Raw genomic sequence first — 25,233 nt, 5'->3', positions numbered from 1 at the left:
GTGGTTTTTACGCCTTTTCCCCAAAAAATGGGTATATTCATGGAAAATCAGGAGATACAATGAATATCGCAAAGAGAATCGCTTTTTTCGGACTTGCACTTGCCTCGGTGACGTTTGCCGCCAAGTACGAAGCCGAGTCCGCAACGCTTACCGATGGTGCCCAAATTGTCAACGGTTCGGGTGTCTCGGGTACGGGCTATGCCGACATGAGGGAGGGCAACATCGCCTTCGAAAATGTCATTGCCGAAACGGCGGGCAAGTACCAGGTGACCATCCATTACAAGGCGGGCGATTTCAAGTCGAACTACGTCAAGGTTAACGGCACGACTGCCGCGACGGTCGATTTCAACGTCACGGATGGATGGGGTGACGTCTCGACCGTCGTTACGCTCAAGGCGGGTGCGAACAGTATCACCCTCGAAAAATACTGGGGCTGGATCAGCGTCGACTATATCGACGTTTCCCCCTACCAGTCTGCGGCTTTCACGCTGAGCGCAAAGCCCGTTACGCCGAACGCGACCGAAAGCGCGGTCAAGCTCTACAGTTTCCTCGCCGAGAACTTCGGCAAGAAGACGATTAGCGGTATCATGACTGGCGATATGACCAATTACACGAAGGATGCCGATTTCAAGACCCACGACGACGTGAAGGACATCTACACGCGTGGCGGCAAGTACCCGGCACTCGTGGGCGTCGATTTCTTGTTCGCGACAGGCCCGAAGGCCAGCGAATCCTGGTACACGGAATACACGGAGAAGGGAATTTCGCTTGCAAAGGACTTGTGGAAACAGGGCGGCATACCCGCATTCTCGTGGCACTGGAAAGACCCGCTGGACCAAAAGGACGCCTTCTATATCCAGTCTGCTGCGGGCACCAACGAATACACCGATTTCGATTTCAAGACCGCGTTCAAGAGCGGTACTACCGAATGGGATATGCAGAGTGCCGCCTACAAGGGAATCATTGCCGATATCGACCATATCGCCGAATACTTCCTAGAACTGCAAGAAGCGGGTGTTGCGGCCATTTTCCGCCCCCTGCACGAAGCCGGTGGCCTCTGGTTCTGGTGGAGCATCAATTCGGGCAAAGAATTCGCGGCGCTTTACCGCCTGGTCTTTGACCGCATGGTCAAGGAGAAGGGCGTGAGGAACTTGGTCTGGGTGTACAATCCCGAAAGCAAGGTCGTGACCGACTGGGATCCGGGTGCAGAATACTACGACGTGATTTCGATCGACATCTACAACAACGACAACGACCATTCCAGCAATTCGGGCTCCTTCGAAAAGTACAAGACGGCGACGGGCGCCAAGAAGATCGTGGCGCTTACCGAAAACGGCCCCATTCCCGACGTAAACAACATGCATACCGACGAGGCCGTATGGAGCTGGTGGATGCCCTGGTACAGCACGTGGGGCGGCAAGTGGCCGGGTCAGACCGCAAACAGCGTGTGGAAGAGCAACATGGAAGATGCGCGCGTCATCACCATCGACGACATGCCCGGTTGGGACAAGTACAGTCCGTCGGGCGATACGGGTACTACATGGCTTGTCGAGACGCTTCGCCTGCACGGAAATGCGGTCACTGTGGGCGTCTATGACATGAAGGGGCATTTTATGGGGCTTTCTACGCAGGGCTTGCCGCAAGGACTCTATATCGTGCGCCAGAAGGTGCAGGGACGCACGGTGAACAAGATGTTCGTGAAAAAATAGCGTGTGGACATATTTGTCCACAGTAAAAGAAAATATACGTTTTGACCCAATGGGTTGAACGTATATTTAAATGGGTTATGGTTTTGTTCACCGGAGGTGCCTATGTATAAGCCTTCCTCGGGTGTTTTAGCGGTGTTGACCGCTGGGTTGGTTTGGAGTTGTTCGGAGGATTCTAAAGTCGCCGACGTGTCTTCAGGTGAACTGTTCGAAACAGGTTCATCAAGTGAGCGCGTTGAAACAGATTCGTCGGACGGTGCCTATGGAACTTCTTCGTCCTTGACAGGGTCTTCCGCGACATCGTCTGCCGCGACTTCCGTTGCGTCTTCCGCCGCGTCCTCTGCGGCGCAGTCCAATGCTTCTTCCGCAACATCCTCTATTTCGTCTTCAGTAACGTCTTCTGTCACATCTTCAAGCGCGATTGAATTCGAGTATGTAGCCCCTGCAGATTTTTCGGATACGGTGAATAATGCCGTATTCAACATGGTATATGTGCCGGGTGGCACTTACACGCGGGGCTGCGACAACTGCGCCGAACAGGACAAGATTTACGAGACGCCATCGCATAAGGTGACGGTCGATGCGTATTATATCGCGCCCACCGAGGTCACTATCGCGCAGTGGAACGCGGTGATGGGCGGCAAGAAAAACGCCTGGGAATCGGACAAGGCTCCGAAAATTGGCGTGAGCTGGTTCGATGCGAATAATTTTGCCTGTAAATTGGGCCAGGTGACAGGACACCAGTACCGTTTGCTGACCGATGCCGAATGGGAATTCGCGGCGCGCGGCGGAAAAGATGGCGTTGCGGACAATTTCAAGTTTTCCGGTAGCAATACGGTCGATGACGTGGCCTGGTATTCCGAGAATAGCGGGGGCAAGGCGCACGACGTTGCGACCAAGAAGCCCAACAAGCTCGGGCTCTACGACATGAGCGGCAATTCCTGGGAATGGGTTTACGACTGGCTTGTGGGCTATACTTCGGGCGATAAAGTGAACCCGGTACAGCTTACCGGTAGTGGCAACAAGACCCGCCGTGGTGGCAGTTATGGGGAACCGGCAGAATTTGCGCGTGTGAGCCGTAGGGCTATCCGTAGCCGTGATGGTGCGGCAGACATGGGATTCCGTATCGGAATGTCCACTAAGCTCCCGCCAGGCATGGTGAGCCCCTGCGAAGCGGCGAATCCTTCTGCAGCCGCCTGCGAGGGCGACAAGAACCGCGACTGCCGCCTGATTACCGCCGCGGACGAAGCCTGGATCAGTGACGACTACACCGTAGTGATTGCCGACGATGGCAATGCGGCCGTTTCGGGATTCCCGAACGTATCGGGACAGTGGTACACGCTCAACAACCGCAGCTTCAATGTCGTTACCAAAACAAGCACCAAGACATACGCCTACTACATATTCAGCCAAGACGAAATGACCATGATCAGCGACGACGGCATTCCGTACCGCCTATATCGCCGCTCCATGAGCGAGGCGAAAAACAAGGTGACGCTCACCTCCGTAAGCAATCCGAAAACGCTTGAACAGCTGATTGCCGCAGTGGAACCCGAGCGCCTCGTGACCGACGAGCAGCTGGCGCATCCCGATACGAGCGTGCGCGACCCGCGCATTGCGGCGGCGAGCGGCTACACCTGGTTCTTTGACGGACGCTGCTGTGGAGGTAACCACAAGTACCGTTTCCACCTCGACAAGAGCGGCGACGCGGAATTCGTGGTGATGGACTACGACGACACGCATCACGAGAATATCCTCGCGAAGGGGCGCTGGTTCACTGTTGGCAATATAGGTTTGCACATTGTTCTGAATGGCAAGTATTTCAATTACCTCTACACTGCGGGCGAACGCACCATGAGCTACAGCGAGTACATGCCGGCAGGGCCCATTTTCTGCCATATCTCGTTCCAGAGCTACGAACGCGGTGACTTCCGCATCTTCAACAAGACCGTATTCGACGACAAGATTAAGCGCCCGCGCGGCTTCAACGGCGAAAACCCGGTGTACGAAGCTGGCGATTACCAGTGGGGGTCGTAGTGCACACACGGTTTATCTCCTTTTCCGTTGTAGTGTGCATTGCGATGTCCGCTGTGTTAGTCTCGTGCGGTGATTCGAATTCCGTCTCGGGCGGTGATTCCGAGGTGGCCGTTTCTTCGTCGGAATCCTCGAATATTGAATCGAGCTCATCTGCTCCGAATGCTCCCGACTCCTGGGGTTCATTTGGGGGGGCGTCTGAGCAGGATTCTCCGGAAGGGTCGGTGGCGGCATCGTCGTCTTCGGCCCTTCCGGTTTCTTCAATTGCCCATCAATCGCACGGGCAATCGTCCGTCACGCCCGAATCGAGTTCCTTGGTTTCGGCACATGACTTGCCGGAATCTTTTGCGGCGGAGCAGTCCTCTTCGGCGGAGCTGTCTTTTTCGTCTTCTTCGGAGACGAGCGTGCAAAGCGTCTCTCTCGATCAGGATGGGTTCGCTACTGTCGCTGATGTCTACAAGAGCCTTTCGCCTACCGAAAAGGCGGTATTCATCATCCGTCATTCCGAACGCGAAGACGATGTGGCTATGGAGACGGAACTTACCGCGAACGGAGTGAAGATGGCGCAAGATTTGGGCAAGACGCTCAAGAGCGACGAGGAGTTCAGCTACATCACCTCGGGATTCGTGCGCACGAACGAGACCGCGAACAATATATCGAAGGGCCGCGGCGAAGCTACCCTCCCGAAGCTCATCACGAACTACGACATCACGGGCAACTGGTTCCTGAAAATATCGGCCGACGAACTCGCTCAGTACGGAACAAATCTCGGTATGAAGGGAGGCTCCGTGGAACTCATGAGTCATTGGGCCTACGGCGAGCCGTACCCGGACGCCCTCTACGAACTCGAGCCGCGCGCGGAGGAGTTCATGCAGTCCGTGATTCTCAAGAACTTGCCCAGGTGGAAGCGCGTGAGTATCATGGTGTCGCACGATATTTTCGTGATGCCCTTGGCCGTGTTCGGTTCCGAAGGCAAGGTGGCGCTCAAGTACTACGAGGATTATCACTGGATCAACTATATCGCAGGGCTTGCCATTATTGTAGACGCACAGAACAACTTGCGCTACATTCCCGTAAAGGGCACTGATTCCGGTGTTATCGATTACCTGGCCATCTACATGGGTCGCCACTAGATTTTATTATACAAACTGTATAATAAAGCGAAAAAAAAAGCATCCCTTTTACTGCGGTAATTAAGGTATATTTTAGCAGAACCTGATATGGGATGAACATGTTAAAGAAGTTTTTTGCAATTATGCTTGTACTCGTTGCGTCTGGCCTTGCCCAGACGCACATGGATACTCTAGTAGCGCAACGCCTTGCCATGGATACAGTGCATGCATACAATCTCTATTACGAGGACCTTGTCGAATCGGAACGTAGCCAGGAAGGTATTGCGTCGAATGTTTTTGGAATCGTCTTGGGAACGGCGCTTACTGCAGTGGGTGGCTTGCTGGTGGCGACGGGCGACGAAGGGTTCTGGATTCCGGGAATACCTTGCGCTGTCGTAGGATCGTATTTTCTTTTTTCCAATATCAGCGGAATAGGGAAAAGCAGGATGCATGCCCAGAGGCGAAAATATTACGAGGATATTTACGGGCTTTATAGGGAGTACCGGAAAGCTCCTCAAGCCTCTTCGGCAAACGATACCTCCATGTCGTCGTTTGCCATCGATTCCCTTGTGGCAGAACAACTCGCCCTGGATCCGTCCTATGCCTACAATGCCCATTTTATTGACAGGATCAAGACCGAATTTTCTCAAGAAAGCGTTGCTGAAAATCTCTTTGGAATCCTTGTCGGTGGAGGAATAGTCACGCTGGGTGTAATTGGACTTTCTGTAGAGACGTCGGACGATATTGAAAAGGCCCTGGCGACTATCATTGGCGTGCCGCTGATTGCTAGCGGGGGTTCTGTTCTAATCTATAACATCTATGCCGTTGGCAGGGATCTTGGTCACAAGCGCAAAAGAAAGGAATTCGAACGAGCCTATGAACTGTACAAGAACAGACGCAAGGACTCGGGACTGGCGACCAATTTCTTCTTGACGCCCACGTTCAACGTGGCGACACTTGGCCCCGGCATGAACCTGCTGGTCACATTTTAAAATAGAGGAAAACCTTGGGCTGGAGGGAAACCTTGGGTTTCCCTGATACGGCTGCTGAGGAAGGGAGTCTAGAGGGAAACCTCGGGTTTCCCTCTACGTCTTATTAGTTGGGGCCTGGCGCGCTACAGGGGCCAATTGCCCGTGCTTGCGGAACAGATGCTTCACGAGCGTGCCGAATCCACGGAATACGCGGTAGCGTTCGCGCGGATTCTTGATGGCCATGATTCCCTGACGCAGGATGTAGCTCGGGCGCAGGTAGAATTCACGGCGGGCCTTGTCGCAGAAGTCCACGAGTGCCTGGCTGGTGAGTTCGCCGCGCTGGATGGTGGTGCGGTGGAACCCGTCCTTGTCGAGCCACTGGTTGTAATCCTTTGTCTGTAATGCGCCGCTCTCGAGGGCTTCCTTGTAGGCTTCGGTGCCGGGGTACGCCATGATGGGGTAGAACTGCGCGGTGTTCGGGTTCAACTTCTTGGCGTAGTCAAGCGTCATGCGGAGCGTTTCCGGAGTGTCGCCCGGGTTGCCGACCATGAAGCAGCCGTGCACCAGGAGGCCTGCCTTGCGGGCGTTCTTCGTGAACTCGATTGCCTTGTCGGTGTTCTTCACGCCCTTGTGGATGTTCTCAAGAACCACGGGGGAGGCGCTTTCAAACCCGACACACATCTCGCGGCCGCCAGCCTTCTTCATGAGCTTCAAGAGATCGAGCGGGACATCGGCGCGGGCGTTGCAGCTCCACGTAATCTTGAGGCCGCGTTCGAGAATCAGGTTGCAGATTTCCTTCACGTGCTCGTGGCTTGCGGTAAACGTGTCGTCTTCGAAGAACACTTCGCCGAGGTCTTCAAAGTTTTCCTTGATGTACTGCAGTTCGTCGACCACGTCCTTGGGGCTGCGGCGGCGGAACTTGTGACCGTTGAGCGTCTGCGGAATCACGCAGTAGCTGCAGCGGTTCGGGCAACCACGACCCGAGAGGATCACGATCAGCGGGTTGAGGTTCGCACCGTAGAAATACTTCTTGTAGCAGCTGTACAGGTGCTTGCGGTAAACTTTCGACACCCACGGGAGCTCGTCGAGGTTCTCGATCTTCGGGCCTTCGGGCTGGAAGTCGACCTTGCCGTCCGCCTTGCGGAAGGCAAGACCGGCGATGCTTGCAATGTCCTTGATGTCGCCGCGCAGGTAGCGCGCGAGATTCCTCGCGGTGTAGTCCGCCTCGCCGATAATCACGAAGTCGAGGCTCGGTTCCATCTCCATGGACTCGAGCGGTTCGGCTGTCGCGTGCGTACCCATGATGGCGATCTTCGTGTTCGGGAGCGTCTCCTTGATGGCATGCACTACCTTGAGGTCGTTCAAGATGCTCGGCGTGCTCGTGCTGCAGACGACGAGTGCCGGGTCAAACTTCTTGATGCCTTCGAGCGTCTGCTCGAGGTTCAGCTCCATGGCGGGGCTGTCGATGAGCTGAATCTCGTTCCCGTCGGCTTCGACAGTGCCGGCGGCATAGCTCAGGAACATGGGCCAATAGAGAGTAGAAGACTTGGTCACGCAAGGACTACGCGACTCACGGCTGAACATCGGGTGAAACGGCGGATTTAAAAAAGTAATACGCATGACGCACCACAAAATACATAATCTTTGGTGATAAAGCTACATTTGTAAGCGATGAAAAAGTTTTTTTCAGTGCTATTTGCGTGCTGTTCCGTTGTAACGGTCGCAACCGCGGCCCCGCAGGCGGCGCTGCTGGATACAATCCGTACCGAATTCGATGACGGGACGCTTTCCCGCGTCTACACGGTCCAGAAAGGTACGGATGTCCGCGAAGGTATGTCCACGACGTACCACCCGAACGGGAAGGTCGCTATCGAGGCTCCCTACAAGGCTGGCAAGCTGGATGGACTGTTCAAAAGCTATTACGAGAACGGCAAACTCTGGCAGACCGTCGGTTACAAGGACGGAATAGAGAATGGCGCCAGTACAACCTATTTCGATAATGGCAAGAAGCAGTCACAGGAAGTCTACAAGAACGGCGTCCTGGACGGCATGAGCGAGGAATGGGATGAACGCGGGCTGGTTCGCCGCAAGCTCCCTTACGAGAACGGCCAGATTCACGGCAAGGCCCAAGTGTACGATGACCTGGGCGCATTAAAAGAAGAAATGACGTTCGTACGCGGTGTACGGCACGGGATTTACCGCCGCTTCAACAAGGGCGTAAAAGTTATGGAAGCGACTTTTGAAAACAACCGCTGTGTCAAGAACTGCGAATTTTAGTTCTGCTTTTTTCGCGGCTTTACCGCGTTCCACACCATGTAGCCGATGAACAGCGCGCCTGCAGCAAGCAAGGCTATGGCGAGTTCTGAATTGTACTTCTCGATGAGGTCCTTCTGCCCGTGGGCGAGATAGCCCAAGAAGGCGAGGACGCAGTTCCAGATTGTCGCACCGAGGAATGTGTACAAAGTAAACGGAAGAATCTTCATCTTGGATAGGCCCGCCGGAATGGAAATCAGCTGGCGGATGACCGTGATGAGCCTGCCTACGAAGGTCGATACCGCGCCATGTTCACGGAAGTAGTCTTCGGCCTTCTGGACTTTCGAAATGTCGAGCAGCAAGAAGTGGCCCAGGCGGCTGTCTGCAAACTTGTAGATGATCGGCCTGCCGAGGAAACGTGCGAGGTAGTAGTTGATGAACGCACCGGCAAGCGCGCCGGCGCTGCCTGCGCATACGATCAGGACGATGTTCAGGTCCGAACCGGGCTGCATGGCCTGGTATGCCGCCGGCGGGATGACGAGCTCGGACGGGAACGGGATGAACGAGCTCTCGACCGCCATCAGCAGTGCGATGGTCCAGTAGTTGAGGTTGCTGTTGTACCAGTCGATAATTTGGGTGTAGATGCTTCCGGAACTTTCGGAATCTCCGGCGAACGCAAAGCTGGCTAGGAACAATAAGGGAAAGATGACTCTGAAAGATTTCATGGGTATAAGAATAACGCCGTCATGGATGGCGGCGTTTAACGGTTGTTATTTCTTTTTGCCTTTCTTCTTGGCGGCTTTCTTCGCCGACTTCTTTGCCTTGGCCGACTTGCCCTTCTTCTTCGGGCTGACTTCCTCTTCCGGTTCTCCCTCTTCCGCCTGTTCCGGTTCGGTGTATTCGGGAGCCTGGTATTCGATAGCGGAAGGAGCATCGTTGTTGGCGGCCTTGATGGCGGCCTGGGCTTCTGCGACGTACTTGCCGTTGGGGAAGCGCTTCAGGTAAATTTCGTAGTCCTTCATGCGGTTGCCGGCCTTCACGAGTTCGAAGATGCCTGCTTCCGCTTCGTCACGGAACGCACCGTCCGGGTTGTCGTTCAAATAGGTCAGGTAGGCCTTGAAGGTGTTCTGTGCCTGAATCTCGCGGAACTTGTGGTATTCGCTCAGGTTCTTGAGTTTGGCTTCGACTTCGCCGCGGCGCGGGGAATCAGGATAGTACTCGAGGTACATTTCCAGCATTTCCGGATCGTTGGACGCCATGACCTGGTCGAAGCGGGAATCTTCCTGGCGAACCTGGTATTCCTTCAACTGGACCTTGCCGCTATCCAATGTCGAGTAGAGCTGTTCCTTTGTAGCGAGGTCTGCCGGATGGCAGAAGGCGAGGAAGCTTTCAAGAACGTCGTTGAACTGGGAACGGGTGTAGGCGCCAGTCATGTCGGGGAGTTCTCCGTCTTCGTCGAGGAAGAAACGGTAGTCGCGCTCGATGGCCATGCAGTCCCAGTCAGAAAGGGTGTCCTTGACTTCGCTGTTCTTGCGGAGCACGTCGTCGCGGTCATGCAGCTTGAAGCGCATGCGGCGGTCGCGGCGGCTTTCGCGGCCGAAGTCCAGACTGAATTCAATACCGACGCGTACGGGATACTTGTAAGAAATCTTGTCGAACTTGATACCGGAGTAGGCCGGCGGGAACTCGTCGTTCGTAACCTTGGATTCCTTGGAGGCCTTGATGTCTTCGTAGGGCAGGAATTCCTTGCGGACGTTGATGCCGACCTTGAGGTCCACGTCCTGGAAGACTTCCGTGATGCGGTATTCCAGGGCTCCAGAAACAAAAGCCGTGGGGCTGTAAGTCGTGACGTCGCGCTGGGACCCGTTGTTGTCGTTCGTGAAGGTGAAGAACTGGAAGCCGTAGCCACCCAGGACGCGCAGGTCGAAATCGCCACCGATATTGAAGGTGAAACCGCCGAGCACGGACGGAGCGTAGGAACGGAAACTCAGGCTCTGGGAAGAGGCTTCTTTCTTTTCGCCGTTCATGCCTTCGAACGTGTAGTAGTCGTCTGCGAGAACCTCGCCGAAACCGGCGGCGTTGAAATTCATGAGGAACGTATTGACTTCAAGACCGAGCCAAAGGGTGAACGGGATGTCGGCCTTCCATGCGGGCGTAATCAGCGGGCTCCACAAGAAACCAAAAGAGAGGGGAACGGTGAATATTTCCTCTTCAATATCCTTCTTAACCAGGAACTGGGGGTCAGAGTCTTCAAAAACGAGAACTGCAGGTTCAGCCTGCAAATACAGCTGCATTCGCCAATTGGAACGCTCAAAGTCGGCGGCCATGGCGACGACTGAGAGAAGCAAAAAAGAGATTATAAGTCTACGCATCGGTCAAAATTTAGTTTTTCTTTACAAAGAAAGGGCGGGAAAGAAGTAAAATAACGTGATTTTAGGGCGTTTTCGGGGGTTCTACCGGGGCTAGAAGGTGAAAAACAGGCCTACGCCAAACAACACGACGCCGGCTCCGGCCAGCGAGGCCGCTATGGCCATTTTTTTGTCGCCCTTGTCTACGAGGTCCTTGTTTTCGCTGACCTTGTTTTTGTAGTTGGCTCCGTTTACGGAACCGGGCTTTTCGAGGTCGTTCTTGATGTCCTTGGCGTCGTCGTAATCCCTGTTGCCCAGGTAGATGAAAATGGTACTGACGATGATGGGCGCGATGGCGCTTGCCATGAGCGCATGCCCGATACGGGTCATCTTTCTTTCGTGCAGCCAGTCCTGCTGCTTGGCAATCTCGTCGTAGTCGGTGAGTTTTTCCATCTCTACGTTCAAGTGGATTTCACTCACGGGGGCGACGTAGAACGATACGACGGTATCCTTGTAGCCGATACGGCGGAGCGTGATGTTCGCGAGGCCGGGCTCGTTCAAGAAGAACTTGTTCGGAGTCGTGCCGATGGACTTGCTATGCTTGGTAATCGGGTCTTTCCCGGGGAAAATCTCTGCGTCTGCCGGAGTGCTGATGACCTGGATCTCTGGCGAAATTGGTTTGAGGCGCAGCGCGATCTTCGCCGTGTCGCCGGGAATCGGGCGGACCGCGGTATGGGCTCCCCACAGCTGGGCGTCCACGTCCCAGTAAGCGTTGACTTCGATGCGGCCGGTGTCGGTGACTGCGAATGTACACGGGGACTTGCAGATAGCGTCTTTCTCCGAACGGGATACCATGGCTCCTTCGGGGTCGGTATCGACGAGGATGTAACCGATGGTGGAAGCGGTTTTTTCGGCGACAACGCCTTTCGTTTCAAGGAGCAGCTTTTGCATGCGGTTGTCCTTGATGGCGTCGCCCAGTACAGTGCTCCTCGACATGTTCATCTTGGCCGTGCGTATTTCGGGAAGGTTCTCTTCGAAGATGATTCGTGAAAGCTCCAGCGAAATGCTGTCGGCGTTTGTTCCGTTGGAAATCTTGCCGGAGTAGATAGTCTTGGCGCCGACCTTGGCGAGAGTTTTCTGAATGCAGATGTCGTCATTGCAATTGGGGAATTCGTCCCTGCGGAAAACATGGACCTGCTCGCCGGATTCAAACAGGAGGCGTGCGACGAGAGCCGTCATCTGCGTGGGCAGGGACGGGTCGCCGGAATTGCTTTCGAATGCCACGAGTACGTTCGTGGAGGCAAGCTGGATGTTCGGGATGTTTTCTTCGGTTGCGGAACTGTCGGTAGATGCCGTGTTGGCGGAATCGGCTACGGTAGTCGCGGAATCGGTTGCGGCGACGGAAGAATCCGGCGCGACGGCCGCGGAATCTTTTGCTGCACCGGCGAGGAGGTCGTTGCCCTGCTCGTCCAGGATGCTCTTGAACTTTTCCCTGGGAATGCGGACGACGGTAAACTGGTTCTTGATGTACCCGCCAAGCTGCACGGTGTCCTTGTCGATTCCCAGGAACTGGGCCCGCTGCTTGGTTCCCGAAACGAGCTCGACGTTGGCCGTGATGCCTTGCTTCTCCTGGGAGAAGGCTAGCGCCGCGAGCGAGATAACTAGTATGGCAATGAACTTTTTCATAACGTACCTAGAAAGAAAGTATTATGCCGGTGGAAAAAACGATGCCGCCCAGAATCAGACTCATGTTCATCAGCTTTTTGGCCTTTCGGGCGTTGTCCCTGTAGTCACTGAACTTGTCGTAGGTCTTCTGGTAATATTCGCTGTCGCGGATGAGCGCCTTGTCGATATCGTCTTTCTTGTCGTTGGCGCGCTCGATGTTGTAGTACGATACGGCCGCGGCAACGCCGCTGACGACAAAGGGTGCGATGGAGGCGAGTAACAGGTTGTGTCCGACTTTCTTGCGGCTGCGGTGCGCCAGTTCGCCATATTGCCTGTCGGTAATTTTCTCGTCGTGCGTCGGGCGTAAGGATACAATCAGGAAAGACGTGTCCTTTTTCGACAACGTGACGTTGATGGTGGTGTCCGCATATTCCGGACGGAATAAGGATACGATGATGTTCGGCTCGCCGGCGGGAACCGGGATGAAACCGGGAAGCTTGTAGTCGGGTTCCTTCGCATGGTTCGGTGCAGTGTTGTTTACGTAGGCGTCGGCATACGAAGGGTTGGTCGAAATATGCAGGTATTTCGTGACGGGTTCTGCCACGCTGGTGGAATCCTGCGCGAATAGTGGGCTGCAGAACAAAACGGTCAGGAAGAGCGCAATGGCGGAAATACGCATGGCTAGTTCCCTCCTGACTTGCTGTAGGGGCCGTCTATGCGAACGGTCGCCCCGTTCTTTTGCAATTTCCAGTACACCTTGGCCGAAGTATTTCTCGCGTTATCCTGGGCGGAAACGCTCACGTAGATGACGTTGAAAAATTTTGGGCAGCTGAAAGTGATTTTCTGTTCCAGGTAGCTGGATGAAAGCGTGTCATCGGAAACGGTCACGGTGACATGGCGCCCGTTGACTCCCGATCCTTGGTCGAGGGCAAAGAAGGTAATCTGTTCCGTAGAATCGAATTCGGTCGCTGCGGGCGTGACGAACGGGGGAACGGTATCCATGAAGGTGAGCGTGTCGATATAGTACCGCGTTGCCGCCATGATGTCCACGCTGATGGGCTTGGCCGAGTATTCCGGCTTGGATTTTTCGTTGGCGTAAATGCGCAAGCCGGATTGCGGCAGGACCTTCATGACGATGGTGGAGTCTATCGTGTAGCTGTAGTATGTGGCGATGGTGTCGCCGCCCGCGGAGACCAGGAAGATTTCTGTTTCGAGAGAATCGCTGCTCCAGAGGTTTTCGTGCGTTATGGGCAAGATCAGTTTTGCGGAATCGGAATTCCTGAACTTGGTGGAGAAATGGTAGATGGGGGAGGTGTCCTTCTCGAAGAACGTGCCCTGCGCCCTGTTGCTGGCGATGACGGCCCAGTAGACGGTCGCCGAGGAATCTTCGGGGAGGTCGTCGAATAGCGGGCCGTTGATATGGATTTCGTCGTCGCAGGATCCTTTGGCGAAGGCTCCGCGTTCCCAGAAGTTTTCCTTGCTGTACGAGGCGTAGAGGTCGCAAGAAGATGTTTCCCAGTCGTCGACTCCGGAAATGTTCCACACGAGGTCGATGCCGTCCTTTGAATCGGGGTCGACAAGGTTGAACCCGTCTTCGGGGTAGACGAGCTTTGCCGAGATGGGCGTGTTCACGTACACGTCGAGGTGCTCGGTAATTGTGTCTTTTAAGTAATCTACCGACCTGAGCGTGACAACCTTGTGTCCCGGTTCCGAGAAAGAGTAGCGGAAGAAATTGAGGTTGAAGTATTCGCCGTTTATGTCCCAGATTTTTTCGGAGATGTAGTCGTCGTAGTAGTCGGTATTCAGGTAGCTGTCGTTCACGATATAGGTGGCCCAAAATTTTACGACCTGGTCCACTTCGAGGTAGATGGGCGCCGTCTGGAACCCGAAAGTGTACGGTTCGCCGACAAAACGGTCGGGTACGACGTAGATCTGCTGGCTGACGGTAGGTTGCAGGTTCTCGTTGAACAGCGCGTCGTCTCCACAGCTGGCAAAGAAAAGGGCGATGGCGGGAACGAATATGGCAAGGAGCTTATTCATTTTTACTCCTTGTCGCAAAAATGCGGTTGACCGTCCAATTCCTCCACTGGACTAGCCCGTTTTTGTAGCGGAGTCCTGTGCGGACATGATTGACGGAATCGGGGAAGGTGGTGTACATCACCTTAAGCGAGATAGACTTCTCGGCGCTGATGGCAATGACCGGGTTGTTCTTGATGATGTCGAAATAGAATGAATCCGGTTCAAACCCGTACGGGTTCGTGTCGCGGATATACAGCTCGAGAATGTCGTTCGTATAAAGGGTCGTGTCGTTGTTGCATTCGAACCAGTATAAAGTGGGCTTGATATAGAATGTCTTGTCTACCTTGTTGCCGCTGGGATCGGTTGCCGAAATAACGAGCAACCGCATGCCGATGGATTTTGCCGAACTGGGCAAGAAAATGGCCATCGAGTCCTCTGTGATCTTGATGACGTCGGTGTCAAGCGGGGAATCTTCCAGGAAGGCGCGCAGGCTGATGCTTTCAAATTGGCTGCCGTAATCCTTGATGCAGAACTTCAGTGTATCGGCAAAATCAAGCGTGTCGGAGCCGGCTCCGGCAGACTTGACTATGGGTGCGGTCATGTCGATGAGGTACTGCTCCTCGATAGTGTAGATCTCGGAGGGCCGCAATTGGACGGTGATCGTGTCGGGCTTGTAGTCCGGGTAGTCCGGGATGCTCGCTATGACCTTGTATGAGCCGGCCTTGAGTGGCTTGGCCGTATAGCTCAGCTTGTTGGCCGTGTATCCGATCACGGTATCCGTGGCGGCGATTTTTCCTGTGGAATCCTGGAACTGGATTACGACATTGACTTGTTCGGACGAATTCCTGTTGCCGGAAATTTCGATGTTCCCGTTGATGCCGGATTCTTCTTCGACACCCTTGGTGTAGAATTTCCCGGTGATGCTTGTCGGCGAAGCCATCCCGATTTCGTTGTAGGCTTCAACTTCCCAGTAATAGGTTTCCAGGGGAGACAGCGGCAACCTGTAAGTGAGGTAGGGGTTGTCCAGGACGGTGTCGAGCAGGGTTTCGCGACTGCGGCTGGTCAGCCTGAAACGGTAATGTAGGCCGTAGAGGGAGTCGGGGTCGTATGCGCTCCATGAGAACGATACGCCTTCTTCCGGAGGAATTCCCTGTGTTTCCGGCTGCGGGATGATGGATTTCTCGTTCAGGAAAGGCGGATTGCCGACCCAAACGTTTAGCGTATCTGTCAGGGTGTCCCCGAAAAAGTCGATAAGGACCAGCGCGACCACATGGTGGCCCGGTTCGGGAATGCTGTTGCGGAAACTGAATTCGTAAGCCCAGGTCTCGCCATCCAATGTCCAGTAATACCTTTGCATGCGGATGGACCTGGACGGCATGATTTCGGCAATGAAAGTCATCGTATCCGTAGTGCGGATCGTGTCGGACTTGGTCTGCAGATGGATGGAATCCAGGTTGACGGTCATCTTGGCCGAAATGGAAATGTCCTTGCTGTCGTCCGTATCGAAAAGGGCGTCGTCGCCGTTGGAACAGGCGATGATGAACGCCAGGACAGAAACGGAGAAGATGGCGAGCCATATTTTCATAGTTTGCCTCCGAGGGTGTCCTGCACGTAGAAACTCTGGGGGGCTAGGGAGTCCTTGTCTCCGTACGAATCCCTGACGACGACGTAGATGGTATGCTTGCCGGGCTGGAATCCGGATTGGCGGACGCTGTTTATCGGGCCGAGACTGTAACGGGTGCTGTCGATGACCAGCGTGAAGGCCAGTTTGTCGGAGCCGTTGATGACGTCGATGTCCGTTGCCTGCCATTTAAAAAGGAATGACGAATTCTTGTTGCCGTATAGCGTGTCGCCGTCGAGGGGTTCTACAATGGAATCCATGCGCGGAACCGTATTGACGACGATGTCTAGGGGAATGGTCTGCTGGCTGCCCAGCGGGTCCGAGATGCGCAGGCTGTTGGGAATCTTGTTGGCGGGCGAGGAGGGCGCGATGTCGTATTCGCTCTCATGGCCGATTACGCGCGAGTCATATAGCCATTCAAAGGTGAGCTCGTCCTTGTACTGCCTCGGGAACACGTTGACCTTGAGCGTGGCGGAATCGTTCGGGTGGACGCGGAGTACGGTGGAATCCTTGATATCTTTTTGCAGGATATAGACGGATATGCTCTCGATTTCGCGCGACTGGTTCGGCGAATCGGGAATGTCCAGGCAGCCTGCGGACAGTACGGCAAATAGCGCCAGGGCGAAAACCCTGGCTTTGCGGAAACAGGAACCACTATGTTGGTTTCGCAAATCCATCAAAATAAAATGTAACTATATTCTGTAACATGAGTAGCGAAAATTTTGAATATAAAAACGCAATGGACCGTCTGGAAGCCATTTTGGAACGGATTGACAATTCCGAACTGGGCATAGACGAATTGTCCGGCCAGGTTCAGGAAGCGACGAATTTGTTGAAAAAATGCAGACAGATTCTTGTCGATACCGAAAAGAACGTCCAGGAAGCCCTGGCGAGCCTGGAAGGCGAGGCTGATGCCTAGTTCCGTACCGGCTATCGAGGTAAAGGGTCTATCGGTAAAGTTCCCTGTCCGGGGAGGTGTCTTCGGCAAGGTGAAGGACTACTTTACCGCGGTCGACAACGTGTCGTTCACGCTGTCGCAAGGGAAGATTTTGAGTATTGTGGGCGAGTCCGGATGCGGCAAGTCCACTCTGGTGAAGTCCCTGGTCGGGCTTGTTCCCATGGCCTCGGGCGAATTTAAGCTGTTTGGGAACAAGGTGAAAGACCGCATGGCGGGAACTTCCAGGGTATGCGACTTGGTGCAGATGGTGTTCCAGGACCCGTTCAGCAGTCTTAACCCGCGACAGACTGTCACGGAAATTCTTACGGCGCCGCTGGTGGCGCGCGGCGTCTCGTTTGCAGATGCCGAAAAACGCGCGCGCGAACTTTTGGAGCGCGTGTCCATTCCGGCGGGGGCGCTCCAAAAGTTTCCCCACGAGTTCTCGGGGGGCCAGCGGCAACGCCTTTGCATTGCCCGGAGCCTGATGGTCAGTCCGAAGGTCCTGCTTTGCGACGAAGTGACGAGCGCTCTCGATGTCTCGGTGCAGGCGCAGATTCTGCACCTGCTGGACGACTTGCGCAACGATCTTGGATTGAGCATCATCTTTATCAGCCACGACATGCAGGTCGTGCGCGCCATCAGCGACGATGTCCTGGTGATGTATTTTGGGAAGGTTGTCGAATGCGGAAATGCGGACGAGATCCTTATCCGTCCGCAACACGATTACACGAAAAAATTGTTGGCTAGCGTTCCCGTCGTCAAGCGCTCTGCTTGATGTACAGGGCCGATTTCGGCCTTACTTGGAACGCTTGCACTTGAAGCCGATTGTCTTTACCAGGCGCTCCTGGCTGGAGTCGAACTTGTCGTAGCAGAATTCCTCGACATAGGCGGCCTTGCAGTCGAAGAATTTCTCTTCGTATACGGGCTGCATCTTTGTCGAGTAGTGGACGATATTCATGCGGAAATTGCTCAAGTATTCGTTCTTGATGCAGGTCGTGATGAGATAGTCCTCGAATTCGTCGAAGGAAATCTCGACCACGGTAAATACATCGCTGGTATCTTCTTTCAGGAACTTGATTTTGCGGACGCGCAAGGAAAGAGTCGATGCCAGTTCCTTGAACTTTTCTTCTTTGCTGGCTGGGATATTGTCAAAGACGAACTGGACATTGAATAAGTAGGCCTTTGCCAACTCGGGAAGATCTTCTCTATGCGTGTAATCCATGAATATACCTCATTCCTTGATCCTAATTTATCTTTTTTTTAACAGGCGTTCTGTTATTTTGTATTTACTTTCGCGAAATTATCCAGGGCGTCTTCCATGAACTTGCCCAAAAGCTTGGATGTGGCCTCTGCCATGAAGCGGGGCTCGCGCTTGTCCATGGGCTCCTTGCCGTCGTAGCGTTTTTCGAACAGGGCGGATTCGCTGTCCGGCTTGCGCAGTGTAATTTCCATGGCGAGATGCGCGTATTGCGAGGAGCCTTCGTCGACTTCTTCGATGGCCGAGATGTTCCCGGAAATTTCGAGGCTGGGAATAGAGTTCCCCTTGATTTCGACCGATTCGAAGATGTTGCTCTTGGCCACGTATTCGCCCACGACCTGCATAATCATGTGCTCGGGGCGGCTTGCCCAGAGGTCTAGGTCGTAGAACATGAAATCGTATGCGGATTCGCGGTATACGATATTGGTGCGCTGGTAGGCGGGGTCGATGGTGAATTTGCGTATCTGAACCTTGCCTGCGGGTTCGGCGCTCGGCATGACGATGTTTTCGACGGCAACGGTGTAGTAGCGGGTCGGCTCAGACGTGGAGCCGCCGAAGCAGGCCGTCAGGGTTAGCGCGGCGAGTAACAGCGATACGGTGGCAATCCTGGAAAAAATCTTGTTGAGCATGGTTCCTCCTGTTAGCGGCGCTTCTTGGCGGGCTCGCGAATAATCGCGGACGGATTGTTCTTGATTTTCTGGCTGAACTCTTCGAGATTCTCGAGTACGTTGTTGAGTTCTATGACGGCTTCGCCCACCTGGTCCTGGTTCTTGTAGACCATCTGGTCGAGCCGCTTGGAAAGCTGGTTGATCGACGCCATGGCTTCGGTGAGGTTGTCGTTCAGGCTCTTCGTGTCGATGGCTTCGAGCTTTTCCTTGACGATATCCAGGTCTTCGCTGGCCTTGGCGGCAATCTTCGCGTCTTCGATTTCCGTCATCACCTTGTGCATGGACTCCGCCGACTTGGAAATGTTCTCGATGGGTTTCGACATGTCCTGAGTGACGCGCTTCAGGTTGGCCGTCATGGCTTCGAAATTCTTGATGGCCTTGCTCAGGTTCTCGGCGTTTTCGGTCGAAAGGATCATGTTCAGGTTGACGAGGACTGAATCTACGTGGCCCGCAATGTTGCTCGCCTGGTTCGCAATCTGGTCAAAGCTGGATTTTTCTGCCGGCACGAAACCGCCTTCGGGAACGTTGGGTTCCGAGAAGGTGCCGCCCGAAAGGATTACCTGTTTTTCGCCGGTGAGGTTCATACCCGCCGTCATGCCGGCGCGCGTGCCCTGCTTGATGGGGGTGCCGTGGTGGACTTTGAAGGCGACCACGACCTCGTTCAGGTTTTCTTCGTGGATGGTAATCTGCGTTACGCTACCCACGTCAATGCCGTTCAGCTTGACCTTGGCATCGACAAAGAGCCCGTTGACCGAGGTATCGAAGATGGTGTAGTAGTTGTCGTACTGTTCGCTCAGGTAACGCTTGAGCACGTAACCGAGGAACACGCAAACCATGATGCCGCAGAACAGCATGAAGGCGCCAAGTTTAATTCTTTCGGATCGGGTGGTTTCCATTGTATCTCCAACTCAATCAATAAATTCAAAATTGTAGAAGCCGGTGGAATACGTTTCCTTGGGGCATTGCCGGCTGAAAAAGTGCTTGAGCGTCGGGTCGTCGGACTCCATGCCTTCCTGGAGCGTCCCGTCCATCAGGACATAGCCTTCTTTCAGGTACACGAAGCGGTCGCAGATAATCTTGATGCTTTCGAGTTCGTGGCTCACGATGACCATCGAGACTCCGAGCGTGTCGCGCAGTTCCAGGAGCAGCTCGTCGAGCGAGCGTGCCGTCACCGGGTCGAGACCTGTAGAAGGCTCGTCGCAAAAGAGCAGTTCGGGCTTGAGCGCGATGGCGCGGGCGAGGGCGGCGCGCTTTTTCATGCCGCCGGAAATCTCGCCGGGGTACTTGTGGAAGGCGTGCAGCAGGTGCACTTTCTCCAGGCGGTCTGCAACAATCGCTTCCATCTGGCTCTTGGGCATGTAGGGCATGCTGCGCTTCAAGGGCAACATCGCGTTCTCGGCGACTGTCAAGTCGGCGATAAGCGCCCCGCTCTGGAAGAGTACGCCCGTGCGCATGCGGGTCTCGCTGTCGAGCCCGTCCTTGGGGCCGAACTGCTTGCTGAAGTAGGTGATGGTTCCCGAGTCCGACTTGATGAACTTGAGGATATTGTTCAAGAGCGTGGACTTGCCGCAGCCGGAACTTCCGAGCACCATGCGGATTTCGCCCTTCTTTACGCCGAACGAGATGTCCTTGAGGATGGTCTCGTTGCCGTAACTGGCCTTCAGGTGATCTACTTTCAGGATTTCTTCCATGGCTACCCCTAGTAGAATATGAAGGCGAACAGCGTGTCCGCGATGACGATGGAACAGATGGCCGAAACGACGCTCGCGGTAGTCGCCTTGCCGACGGCTTCGGCGCCGCCGTGGGCGTTGAGGCCCTTGTTGCAGGCGATGAGCGTTACAATCCAGCCGAACACGAGCGCCTTGACGCTGCTCTTGAGGAACGTGATGGGGGCGATGCCGTCGCGGATGCCCATCATGTAGTTGGAAAAGGAAATGTCGCAGAAGAAATACGCGATGAGGAATCCGGCAAGGCTTCCGACGATGGACGAGCAGAACGAGAGGATGGGAGTCGTGATGCTCAGTGCGATGAAGCGCGGGACGACCAGGTACTGCACGGGCGGGATGGCCATGGACTTGATGGCCTTGACTTCTTCGCAGACGCTCATGTTCGCGATTTCGGCCGCCATGGCGCTGCCGGAACGGCCGGCGAGGATGATGGTCGTGAGAAGCGGGCCGATTTCGGCGAAGATGAGGAATCCGAGACCGGACGCGAGGTACGAACCGCCACCGACGGCGTTGAGCATCACCGAACTCTGCAAAGCCATCGTAAGGCAAATGAGTCCCACGAACAAGAAGCAGATTCCCATGGCTTCGCTGCCCGATTTGAACATCTGCTTGGTGACTCCGCCAAAATGGATTTTGCCCTTGTCGAACGGCCCGAATACGGTCCAGTAGATGGACATGAATAGCAGGATGAGGACTTCGACGAATTCCTTGATGAACGAGAAACCGAGGCCGCCGAGCATTTCGAGAACGTTGTTCGTGCCCTTTACGGGGCGGTCGGGCGGGTCCATTTTGCGGAGAGACTTCAGGTGCGCCTTGATGTCTTCGTTGAAGTGCGAAAGCGTGAGCCTGTTTCCCGTTTTCTCGGCGAGCTCGGCGAGCAGCGCGAAAAAGGCGTCGGCGCTGTAGTCCATGGTCTTGAGTTGCGATCCGTCCAGGGTAAGCGCTCCCGTGCAGAGCTGCTTCTTGCAGTTCTGCAGCAGCACCTTGCTGTTGGCTGCCGAAAGGGTTTCTGGCAAAAGGATAGTCGACATTTAGGAGCCCGAAATATAGAAAAATACATTTAAAAATGCCTGTCAGGGCCTGTGAGCGGGATGACAGGCGTGTTTTTGACGATGGAATGCATGGCGAGAAAATTCTATCTTGTTGCTCATGGCTCGCAATTACGCAAAATCAAGGAAACCCCGCGAGGAGTCCGAGGTGCTCATCGAGAAGATGGTGCAGGGCGGCGAGGGCATGGCGCGCCTGCCCGATGGCCGCGTGTGCTTTGTGAAGGGGGCTCTTCCGGGAGAACGTTGCCGCGTCGAGATTACGTTGTCAAAAAAAGATTTTGCGCGAGGCGTTGCCATGGAAATCCTTGACGCCAGTGAATACCGCGCACAGCCCCGTTGCCCCCTGTACGGCAGGTGTGGCGGATGCAGCCTGCAACATCTCGCTTCCGAGAAGCAGGCTGAGTTTATCGAGCACGTGGAACGCGAGAATTTCAGGCGTTTGGCCCATACGGACCTGCCGGACAGTTTTTGCATTCGTACCGGAAATCCCTGGGGCTACCGTAACCGTGCCCGTGTCGTGGTCTCGAGGGACCGTGCAGGCGACAGGGAAATCGTGCGGTTCGGTTTCCGCGAGCAGGAGAGCAATCGCATCGCGTTTTTCAAGGAATGTCCGGTGTTGACGCCGGCGTTGAACGCTTTTTTGCAGGGCCCCGCGCGAGAAATCTTTACGGACAAGCGGAAACGTTTTCCGCGCGAAATCGATGTGAACGTTTTTGACGACGGGACGGGCAAGGTGTCTTTCTATTATGCGGGAATGCCTGCGGAGGATTTTGAAAAGTACGCGCAGGGTGCGGTGGATATTGGCGGCAAAAAGATCGAGACCGACGCCTCCGTGTTTTTCCAGAGCAACCTTTCGCTGCTCCCCGAACTCGTACAGTCCGTGTGCAATGCGGTTGACGAGGGCATCGCTTCTGGAAAGGCTAGCGACGAATGGCTCATAGACCTCTTTAGCGGTGTAGGCTTTTTTGCCGCCCTGCTGCGAGAAAAATTCAAGCGCGTCACGACCGTGGAACGCGACGAAGGATGCCTCAGGCACGCAGAGGTCAACCTCTCCGCGAACCGCCCGGCCGACGCGCGCGGGACCTCCGTACAGAACGTCTCCGCCCCTGCCGAGCAGTGGCTTGCCCAGAACGTGGTGGATGTGCCTGCGACGCTCATCGTCGACCCCCCGCGCACCGGCCTCCCGAAAGAAGTCCTGGACGCTATCGCGGCCAGTTCCGTGAACCGCCTGATTTACGTCTCGTGCGACCCGGTGACGCTCGCCCGCGACTATGCGAAGCTTGCCGCGTCGGGATTTACGATAGGCAAGGCCGAAGGATTTGCGTTTTATCCTCAAACGCCCCATTTGGAGATGCTTCTCGTGCTAAGCCGCTGATTTTTTTGCGATGTTTACGGCATTTTACAGGCGTTTTTGCTAATTTGATGCATATGGGAATGAGAATTAAAGTTTTGGTGATTGCGACATTCTGTCTTGTCGCGTCGGCTTTCGCGGGAAGCGCGGCTGCCGAAAAGAACATGGGCATCGGTGGCTGGTTGCAGGCGGGCAACCCCGGTGAGCATGCCGGCCTGGATTTCCAGATGCGTATGGGTGCCGATGTCGTTATAGATATTTACGGACACCTTTATTTCAGCAGCGGCGATAATTCGCTCGGAGCCTATTTCGGCTACTATTGGAATTACTATCTGGGCATGGTCCCGGACAATATCGGACGTATGGGGTTCTATGGCGGCCCCGTAGGCGGTATCGGCTGGTGGGACGAAGATATCGGCAACGACTGGGATGCCGGTGGCTTCGCTTTACGCTTAGGCGTGACTGGCGGCTACCAGTGGGAATTCCCCGTGGTGCCGTTGCAGCTTTTCCTGGAATTGAATCCGGTGGGCGAATTCCACTATCTATGGTGGGATGCCGACGACCATCACGATGACAACGATACGGAATGGGAACTCCCCGATTTCTATTTCAGAGTTGGCTTGCGCTTCTGGTTTTAATAATAAGGATGGGAAAAATGAAAAAAACTTCTAGACATGCTATTCTGGCAATTCTGTTGGTGGTCGGCTCCATGCTGGTCGGCTGCCGAACCGAAGACCCCGTCGTGGTTTGCGGAAGGGAGTGGAATCCCGCTTTGCAAATCGTGGCGGACACCTCCACCGAGTTCAACATGGGGGACCCGCTCTATATCCAGTTCCGCTATGGAACCGGATTCGACTTCAACTCGCTGAGGATTACCTTCTACGAAGGCACTCTCGAGAAGAAGGGCGGGGAAATCTGGAACCACGAAGCCCGGGTTTCCGACAAGATGAGCTCCTACACGCTCCAGGGCCGTACCAAGCACAGCGAGTTCATGACGGCCCGCGAACTTACGAGGCACAAGGAGCCCGGCACGGTGGTCATCGAGATTTCTGCCGCAGGGAAGGTGCTTGCCGCAAAGCAGATTACCCTTGTGAAGAAATAACGTTTTGATCCTGCATTATAGGAATATCGATAATGGTAAAGAGATTTTTGGGAGTGGCCTGCGCTGCCGCGTTTGTCCTTTCCGCATGTGGTGAATCCGAAGTCACGATGAATTACGCTCTGACAGAGCCTGTCGACATAGAACTCTATGCCGAAAGTTACTTTGCGACCATCGACATGAAGGGCGAAGAACAGATGGGAACCATCACGGGCACGTATGCCGACTTGCACTATTCTTCGTCGGGCGACACGGTTGTCGTGAAACGCGAATACAAGATCGACAAGTCCCGCGGCTACCTCAAGAACTTCATGCCGTCGGAACTGGCCTGGCGCATCAAGGATGTCACCACGAAGGCGCTGGACCGCAACGTGGTAAGTCTGGAAGGCATCGATGACGGGTACGATTCCTTGCTAGTCCATATTCCTATGCCCGAAAAATGGCGCAAGCAGCTCCAGAATCCGGACTACAAGCCGCATCTCAAGCGCCTGGAAAAGCACCGCTGGGAAATGGACCACCTGCTTACGGGCACGGTTCCCGTGAAGGCGAACATCACGAAGATGCTTGAAGAGCAGGGACGCCTGAACTTTGCACTTATCAAGATCGATTCCGTGGTCACGAAGGGTTTCGAGAACCGCGACCATCGCCGCTGCCTAGACTACATCGTATACCTGCACGAGACGGAAAGCTTCCCCTACTATATCTGGGAACAGCACGTGAATAGCAATATCATCCCCGAAAAGTACAAGGCCTATACCGCCGGGCACAAGGCGGAATACGAAACGCAGTTCGAGGTGATGATCGACTACGCCACGGGCGTCCCCTGCCAGGAACGCGAAGTGAAGGTCGGGACGCATACCATGGTGCATCCGGTGACGAAGGATACCGTGAAGTTCACGAGCCACGTGACCAACGAGCGCCTGTACAACCTGAAAGTCAAGTACGAGGAACCGGCGGAATAGTTTCATGGTAGCATTGTCCAGAATATTGCCGTTTGCCGTGGCGTCCGCGCTTTTTGCGGGTTGCACGTCGCACCCGTCTCCGCAGCAGACGATGGTGGACGACCGTCACATGATTTATACCGAGATGTACAAGGCGTACAAGGAAGCCGAGGACAAGTACCTCAACTTGCTTTTCAACATCGAACGCATGCCCGAAGAAGAAGAGCTGTGGATGATGAAGCGCGAACAGATGCAGGAACTGCTGCAACTGCGCGAACTCATGTTGAATGCCCGTGCCGACCTGGACAATGCCCTGCAGGAATGGGAAACCCACCTGATCGAAGTCCAGGGCGAAGTCAAGAAGAACAAGATCAAGCAGTTCAATCCGAACTTTACGGGCAAGGACGGGGAGCGCTCTAGCCCGGGCCAGTTGCTGCCCGGCGAAGCCGACCGCCCGAAAAGAAAATAATCCGT

At 54.7% G+C, this 25,233-nt stretch carries 25 protein-coding genes; 12 read left to right on the top strand and 13 right to left on the bottom strand.

The genetic code is table 11. The annotated features are described in order from the left end of the window. Positions 1-59 precede the first annotated feature (59 nt). From B3M32_RS05200 to B3M32_RS05185, 4 genes are all read left to right on the top strand, one after another. Positions 60-1,709 carry a glycosyl hydrolase gene (locus B3M32_RS05200; protein WP_290744017.1) on the top strand — a complete coding sequence of 550 codons (1,650 nt, stop codon included), beginning with the start codon at positions 60-62 and terminating at the stop codon, positions 1,707-1,709. 186 nt (positions 1,710-1,895) lie between these two features. After that, the gene (locus tag B3M32_RS05195) at positions 1,896-3,743 is read left to right on the top strand and encodes a formylglycine-generating enzyme family protein (RefSeq protein ID WP_290744015.1); all 1,848 of its coding nucleotides are present in this window, start codon (positions 1,896-1,898) and stop codon (positions 3,741-3,743) included. Positions 3,744-3,787: 44 nt separating this feature from the next. After that, positions 3,788-4,873 (top strand): histidine phosphatase family protein, encoded by a 1,086-nt coding sequence (locus B3M32_RS05190; RefSeq protein WP_290744014.1) that lies wholly within the window; start codon positions 3,788-3,790, stop codon positions 4,871-4,873. 122 nt (positions 4,874-4,995) lie between these two features. Then, positions 4,996-5,844 carry a hypothetical protein gene (locus B3M32_RS05185; RefSeq protein ID WP_290744013.1) on the top strand — a complete coding sequence of 283 codons (849 nt, stop codon included), beginning with the start codon at positions 4,996-4,998 and terminating at the stop codon, positions 5,842-5,844. Positions 5,845-5,937: 93 nt separating this feature from the next. Here the strand turns inward: B3M32_RS05185 and B3M32_RS05180 are convergent, their stop codons facing one another. Then, a complete protein-coding gene (locus tag B3M32_RS05180; protein ID WP_290744012.1) occupies positions 5,938-7,443 on the bottom strand; it encodes a B12-binding domain-containing radical SAM protein in 1,506 nt (501 codons plus the stop codon). Between the two features lie 51 nt (positions 7,444-7,494). Here B3M32_RS05180 and B3M32_RS05175 point away from each other — a divergent pair, with 51 nt between their 5' ends. Beyond that, complete coding sequence (locus tag B3M32_RS05175) at positions 7,495-8,100, top strand: toxin-antitoxin system YwqK family antitoxin (RefSeq protein WP_290744011.1); 606 nt, start codon at positions 7,495-7,497, stop codon at positions 8,098-8,100. Here the strand turns inward: B3M32_RS05175 and B3M32_RS05170 are convergent. The 7 genes from B3M32_RS05170 to B3M32_RS05140 all read right to left on the bottom strand — a co-directional run bounded on the left by B3M32_RS05170 (position 8,097) and on the right by B3M32_RS05140 (position 16,406). Beyond that, positions 8,097-8,801, bottom strand: coding sequence for a DedA family protein (locus tag B3M32_RS05170; protein ID WP_290744009.1), 705 nt, complete (start codon positions 8,799-8,801; stop codon positions 8,097-8,099). The two genes, B3M32_RS05175 and B3M32_RS05170, sit on opposite strands and share 4 nt — an antisense overlap. Before the next feature lie 45 nt (positions 8,802-8,846). Beyond that, a complete protein-coding gene (locus B3M32_RS05165) occupies positions 8,847-10,448 on the bottom strand; it encodes a hypothetical protein (RefSeq protein WP_290744008.1) in 1,602 nt (533 codons plus the stop codon). 90 nt (positions 10,449-10,538) lie between these two features. After that, a complete protein-coding gene (locus B3M32_RS05160; RefSeq protein WP_290744007.1) occupies positions 10,539-12,110 on the bottom strand; it encodes a hypothetical protein in 1,572 nt (523 codons plus the stop codon). Between the two features lie 7 nt (positions 12,111-12,117). After that, a complete protein-coding gene (locus B3M32_RS05155; protein WP_290744006.1) occupies positions 12,118-12,768 on the bottom strand; it encodes a hypothetical protein in 651 nt (216 codons plus the stop codon). A gap of 2 nt (positions 12,769-12,770) precedes the next feature. After that, positions 12,771-14,129 (bottom strand): hypothetical protein, encoded by a 1,359-nt coding sequence (locus B3M32_RS05150; RefSeq protein WP_290744005.1) that lies wholly within the window; start codon positions 14,127-14,129, stop codon positions 12,771-12,773. Continuing rightward, positions 14,122-15,693, bottom strand: coding sequence for a hypothetical protein (locus B3M32_RS05145; RefSeq protein WP_290744004.1), 1,572 nt, complete (start codon positions 15,691-15,693; stop codon positions 14,122-14,124). Before B3M32_RS05145 ends, B3M32_RS05150 begins: the two co-directional genes overlap by 8 nt. After that, a complete protein-coding gene (locus tag B3M32_RS05140; RefSeq protein WP_290744002.1) occupies positions 15,690-16,406 on the bottom strand; it encodes a hypothetical protein in 717 nt (238 codons plus the stop codon). The genes B3M32_RS05145 and B3M32_RS05140 overlap by 4 nt, the downstream gene beginning before the upstream one ends. Positions 16,407-16,435: 29 nt before the next feature. On the opposite strand from B3M32_RS05140, the gene xseB reads away from it, so the two are divergent. Together xseB and B3M32_RS05130 are read left to right on the top strand one after the other, a co-directional pair. Further along, positions 16,436-16,648 (top strand): exodeoxyribonuclease VII small subunit, encoded by a 213-nt coding sequence (xseB, locus tag B3M32_RS05135; protein WP_290744001.1) that lies wholly within the window; start codon positions 16,436-16,438, stop codon positions 16,646-16,648. Further along, positions 16,641-17,441, top strand: coding sequence for an ATP-binding cassette domain-containing protein (locus B3M32_RS05130; protein WP_290744000.1), 801 nt, complete (start codon positions 16,641-16,643; stop codon positions 17,439-17,441). The genes xseB and B3M32_RS05130 overlap by 8 nt, the downstream gene beginning before the upstream one ends. A 21-nt stretch (positions 17,442-17,462) precedes the next feature. Here B3M32_RS05130 and B3M32_RS05125 read toward each other — a convergent pair whose 3' ends face one another. The 5 genes from B3M32_RS05125 to B3M32_RS05105 are packed head-to-tail and all read right to left on the bottom strand — an operon-like array spanning position 17,463 to position 21,350. Next, the gene (locus B3M32_RS05125) at positions 17,463-17,888 is read right to left on the bottom strand and encodes a hypothetical protein (protein WP_290743999.1); all 426 of its coding nucleotides are present in this window, start codon (positions 17,886-17,888) and stop codon (positions 17,463-17,465) included. Positions 17,889-17,941: 53 nt separating this feature from the next. Next, the gene (locus B3M32_RS05120) at positions 17,942-18,553 is read right to left on the bottom strand and encodes an ABC-type transport auxiliary lipoprotein family protein (protein ID WP_290743998.1); all 612 of its coding nucleotides are present in this window, start codon (positions 18,551-18,553) and stop codon (positions 17,942-17,944) included. Between the two features lie 11 nt (positions 18,554-18,564). Next, positions 18,565-19,488 carry an MlaD family protein gene (locus tag B3M32_RS05115; protein ID WP_290743997.1) on the bottom strand — a complete coding sequence of 308 codons (924 nt, stop codon included), beginning with the start codon at positions 19,486-19,488 and terminating at the stop codon, positions 18,565-18,567. 12 nt (positions 19,489-19,500) lie between these two features. Next, positions 19,501-20,283 carry an ABC transporter ATP-binding protein gene (locus B3M32_RS05110; RefSeq protein ID WP_290743995.1) on the bottom strand — a complete coding sequence of 261 codons (783 nt, stop codon included), beginning with the start codon at positions 20,281-20,283 and terminating at the stop codon, positions 19,501-19,503. Positions 20,284-20,291: 8 nt separating this feature from the next. After that, positions 20,292-21,350, bottom strand: coding sequence for an MlaE family ABC transporter permease (locus B3M32_RS05105; RefSeq protein WP_290743994.1), 1,059 nt, complete (start codon positions 21,348-21,350; stop codon positions 20,292-20,294). Positions 21,351-21,468: 118 nt separating this feature from the next. Here B3M32_RS05105 and B3M32_RS05100 point away from each other — a divergent pair, with 118 nt between their 5' ends. The 5 genes from B3M32_RS05100 to B3M32_RS05080 are packed head-to-tail and all read left to right on the top strand — an operon-like array spanning position 21,469 to position 25,228. Further along, entirely contained in the window at positions 21,469-22,743 is a 1,275-nt protein-coding gene (locus B3M32_RS05100) for a class I SAM-dependent RNA methyltransferase (protein WP_290743993.1), read from the top strand. A gap of 53 nt (positions 22,744-22,796) precedes the next feature. Then, positions 22,797-23,357, top strand: coding sequence for a hypothetical protein (locus tag B3M32_RS05095; protein WP_290743992.1), 561 nt, complete (start codon positions 22,797-22,799; stop codon positions 23,355-23,357). Between the two features lie 17 nt (positions 23,358-23,374). Then, on the top strand, positions 23,375-23,821 hold the full coding sequence (locus B3M32_RS05090) for a hypothetical protein (RefSeq protein ID WP_290743991.1): 447 nt from the start codon (positions 23,375-23,377) through the stop codon (positions 23,819-23,821). Positions 23,822-23,853: 32 nt separating this feature from the next. Continuing rightward, the gene (locus tag B3M32_RS05085; RefSeq protein ID WP_290743990.1) at positions 23,854-24,780 is read left to right on the top strand and encodes a hypothetical protein; all 927 of its coding nucleotides are present in this window, start codon (positions 23,854-23,856) and stop codon (positions 24,778-24,780) included. Positions 24,781-24,784: 4 nt separating this feature from the next. After that, positions 24,785-25,228 carry a hypothetical protein gene (locus B3M32_RS05080; protein WP_290743989.1) on the top strand — a complete coding sequence of 148 codons (444 nt, stop codon included), beginning with the start codon at positions 24,785-24,787 and terminating at the stop codon, positions 25,226-25,228. Positions 25,229-25,233: the final 5 nt, after the last annotated feature.

The organism is Fibrobacter sp. UBA4309 (assembly GCF_002395745.1).
In the GTDB taxonomy this organism is placed as follows: Bacteria; Fibrobacterota; Fibrobacteria; order Fibrobacterales; family Fibrobacteraceae; genus Fibrobacter.
The sequence above is the reverse complement of the archived record's forward strand: the minus strand, read 5'-3'. Positions and strand labels throughout refer to the sequence as shown.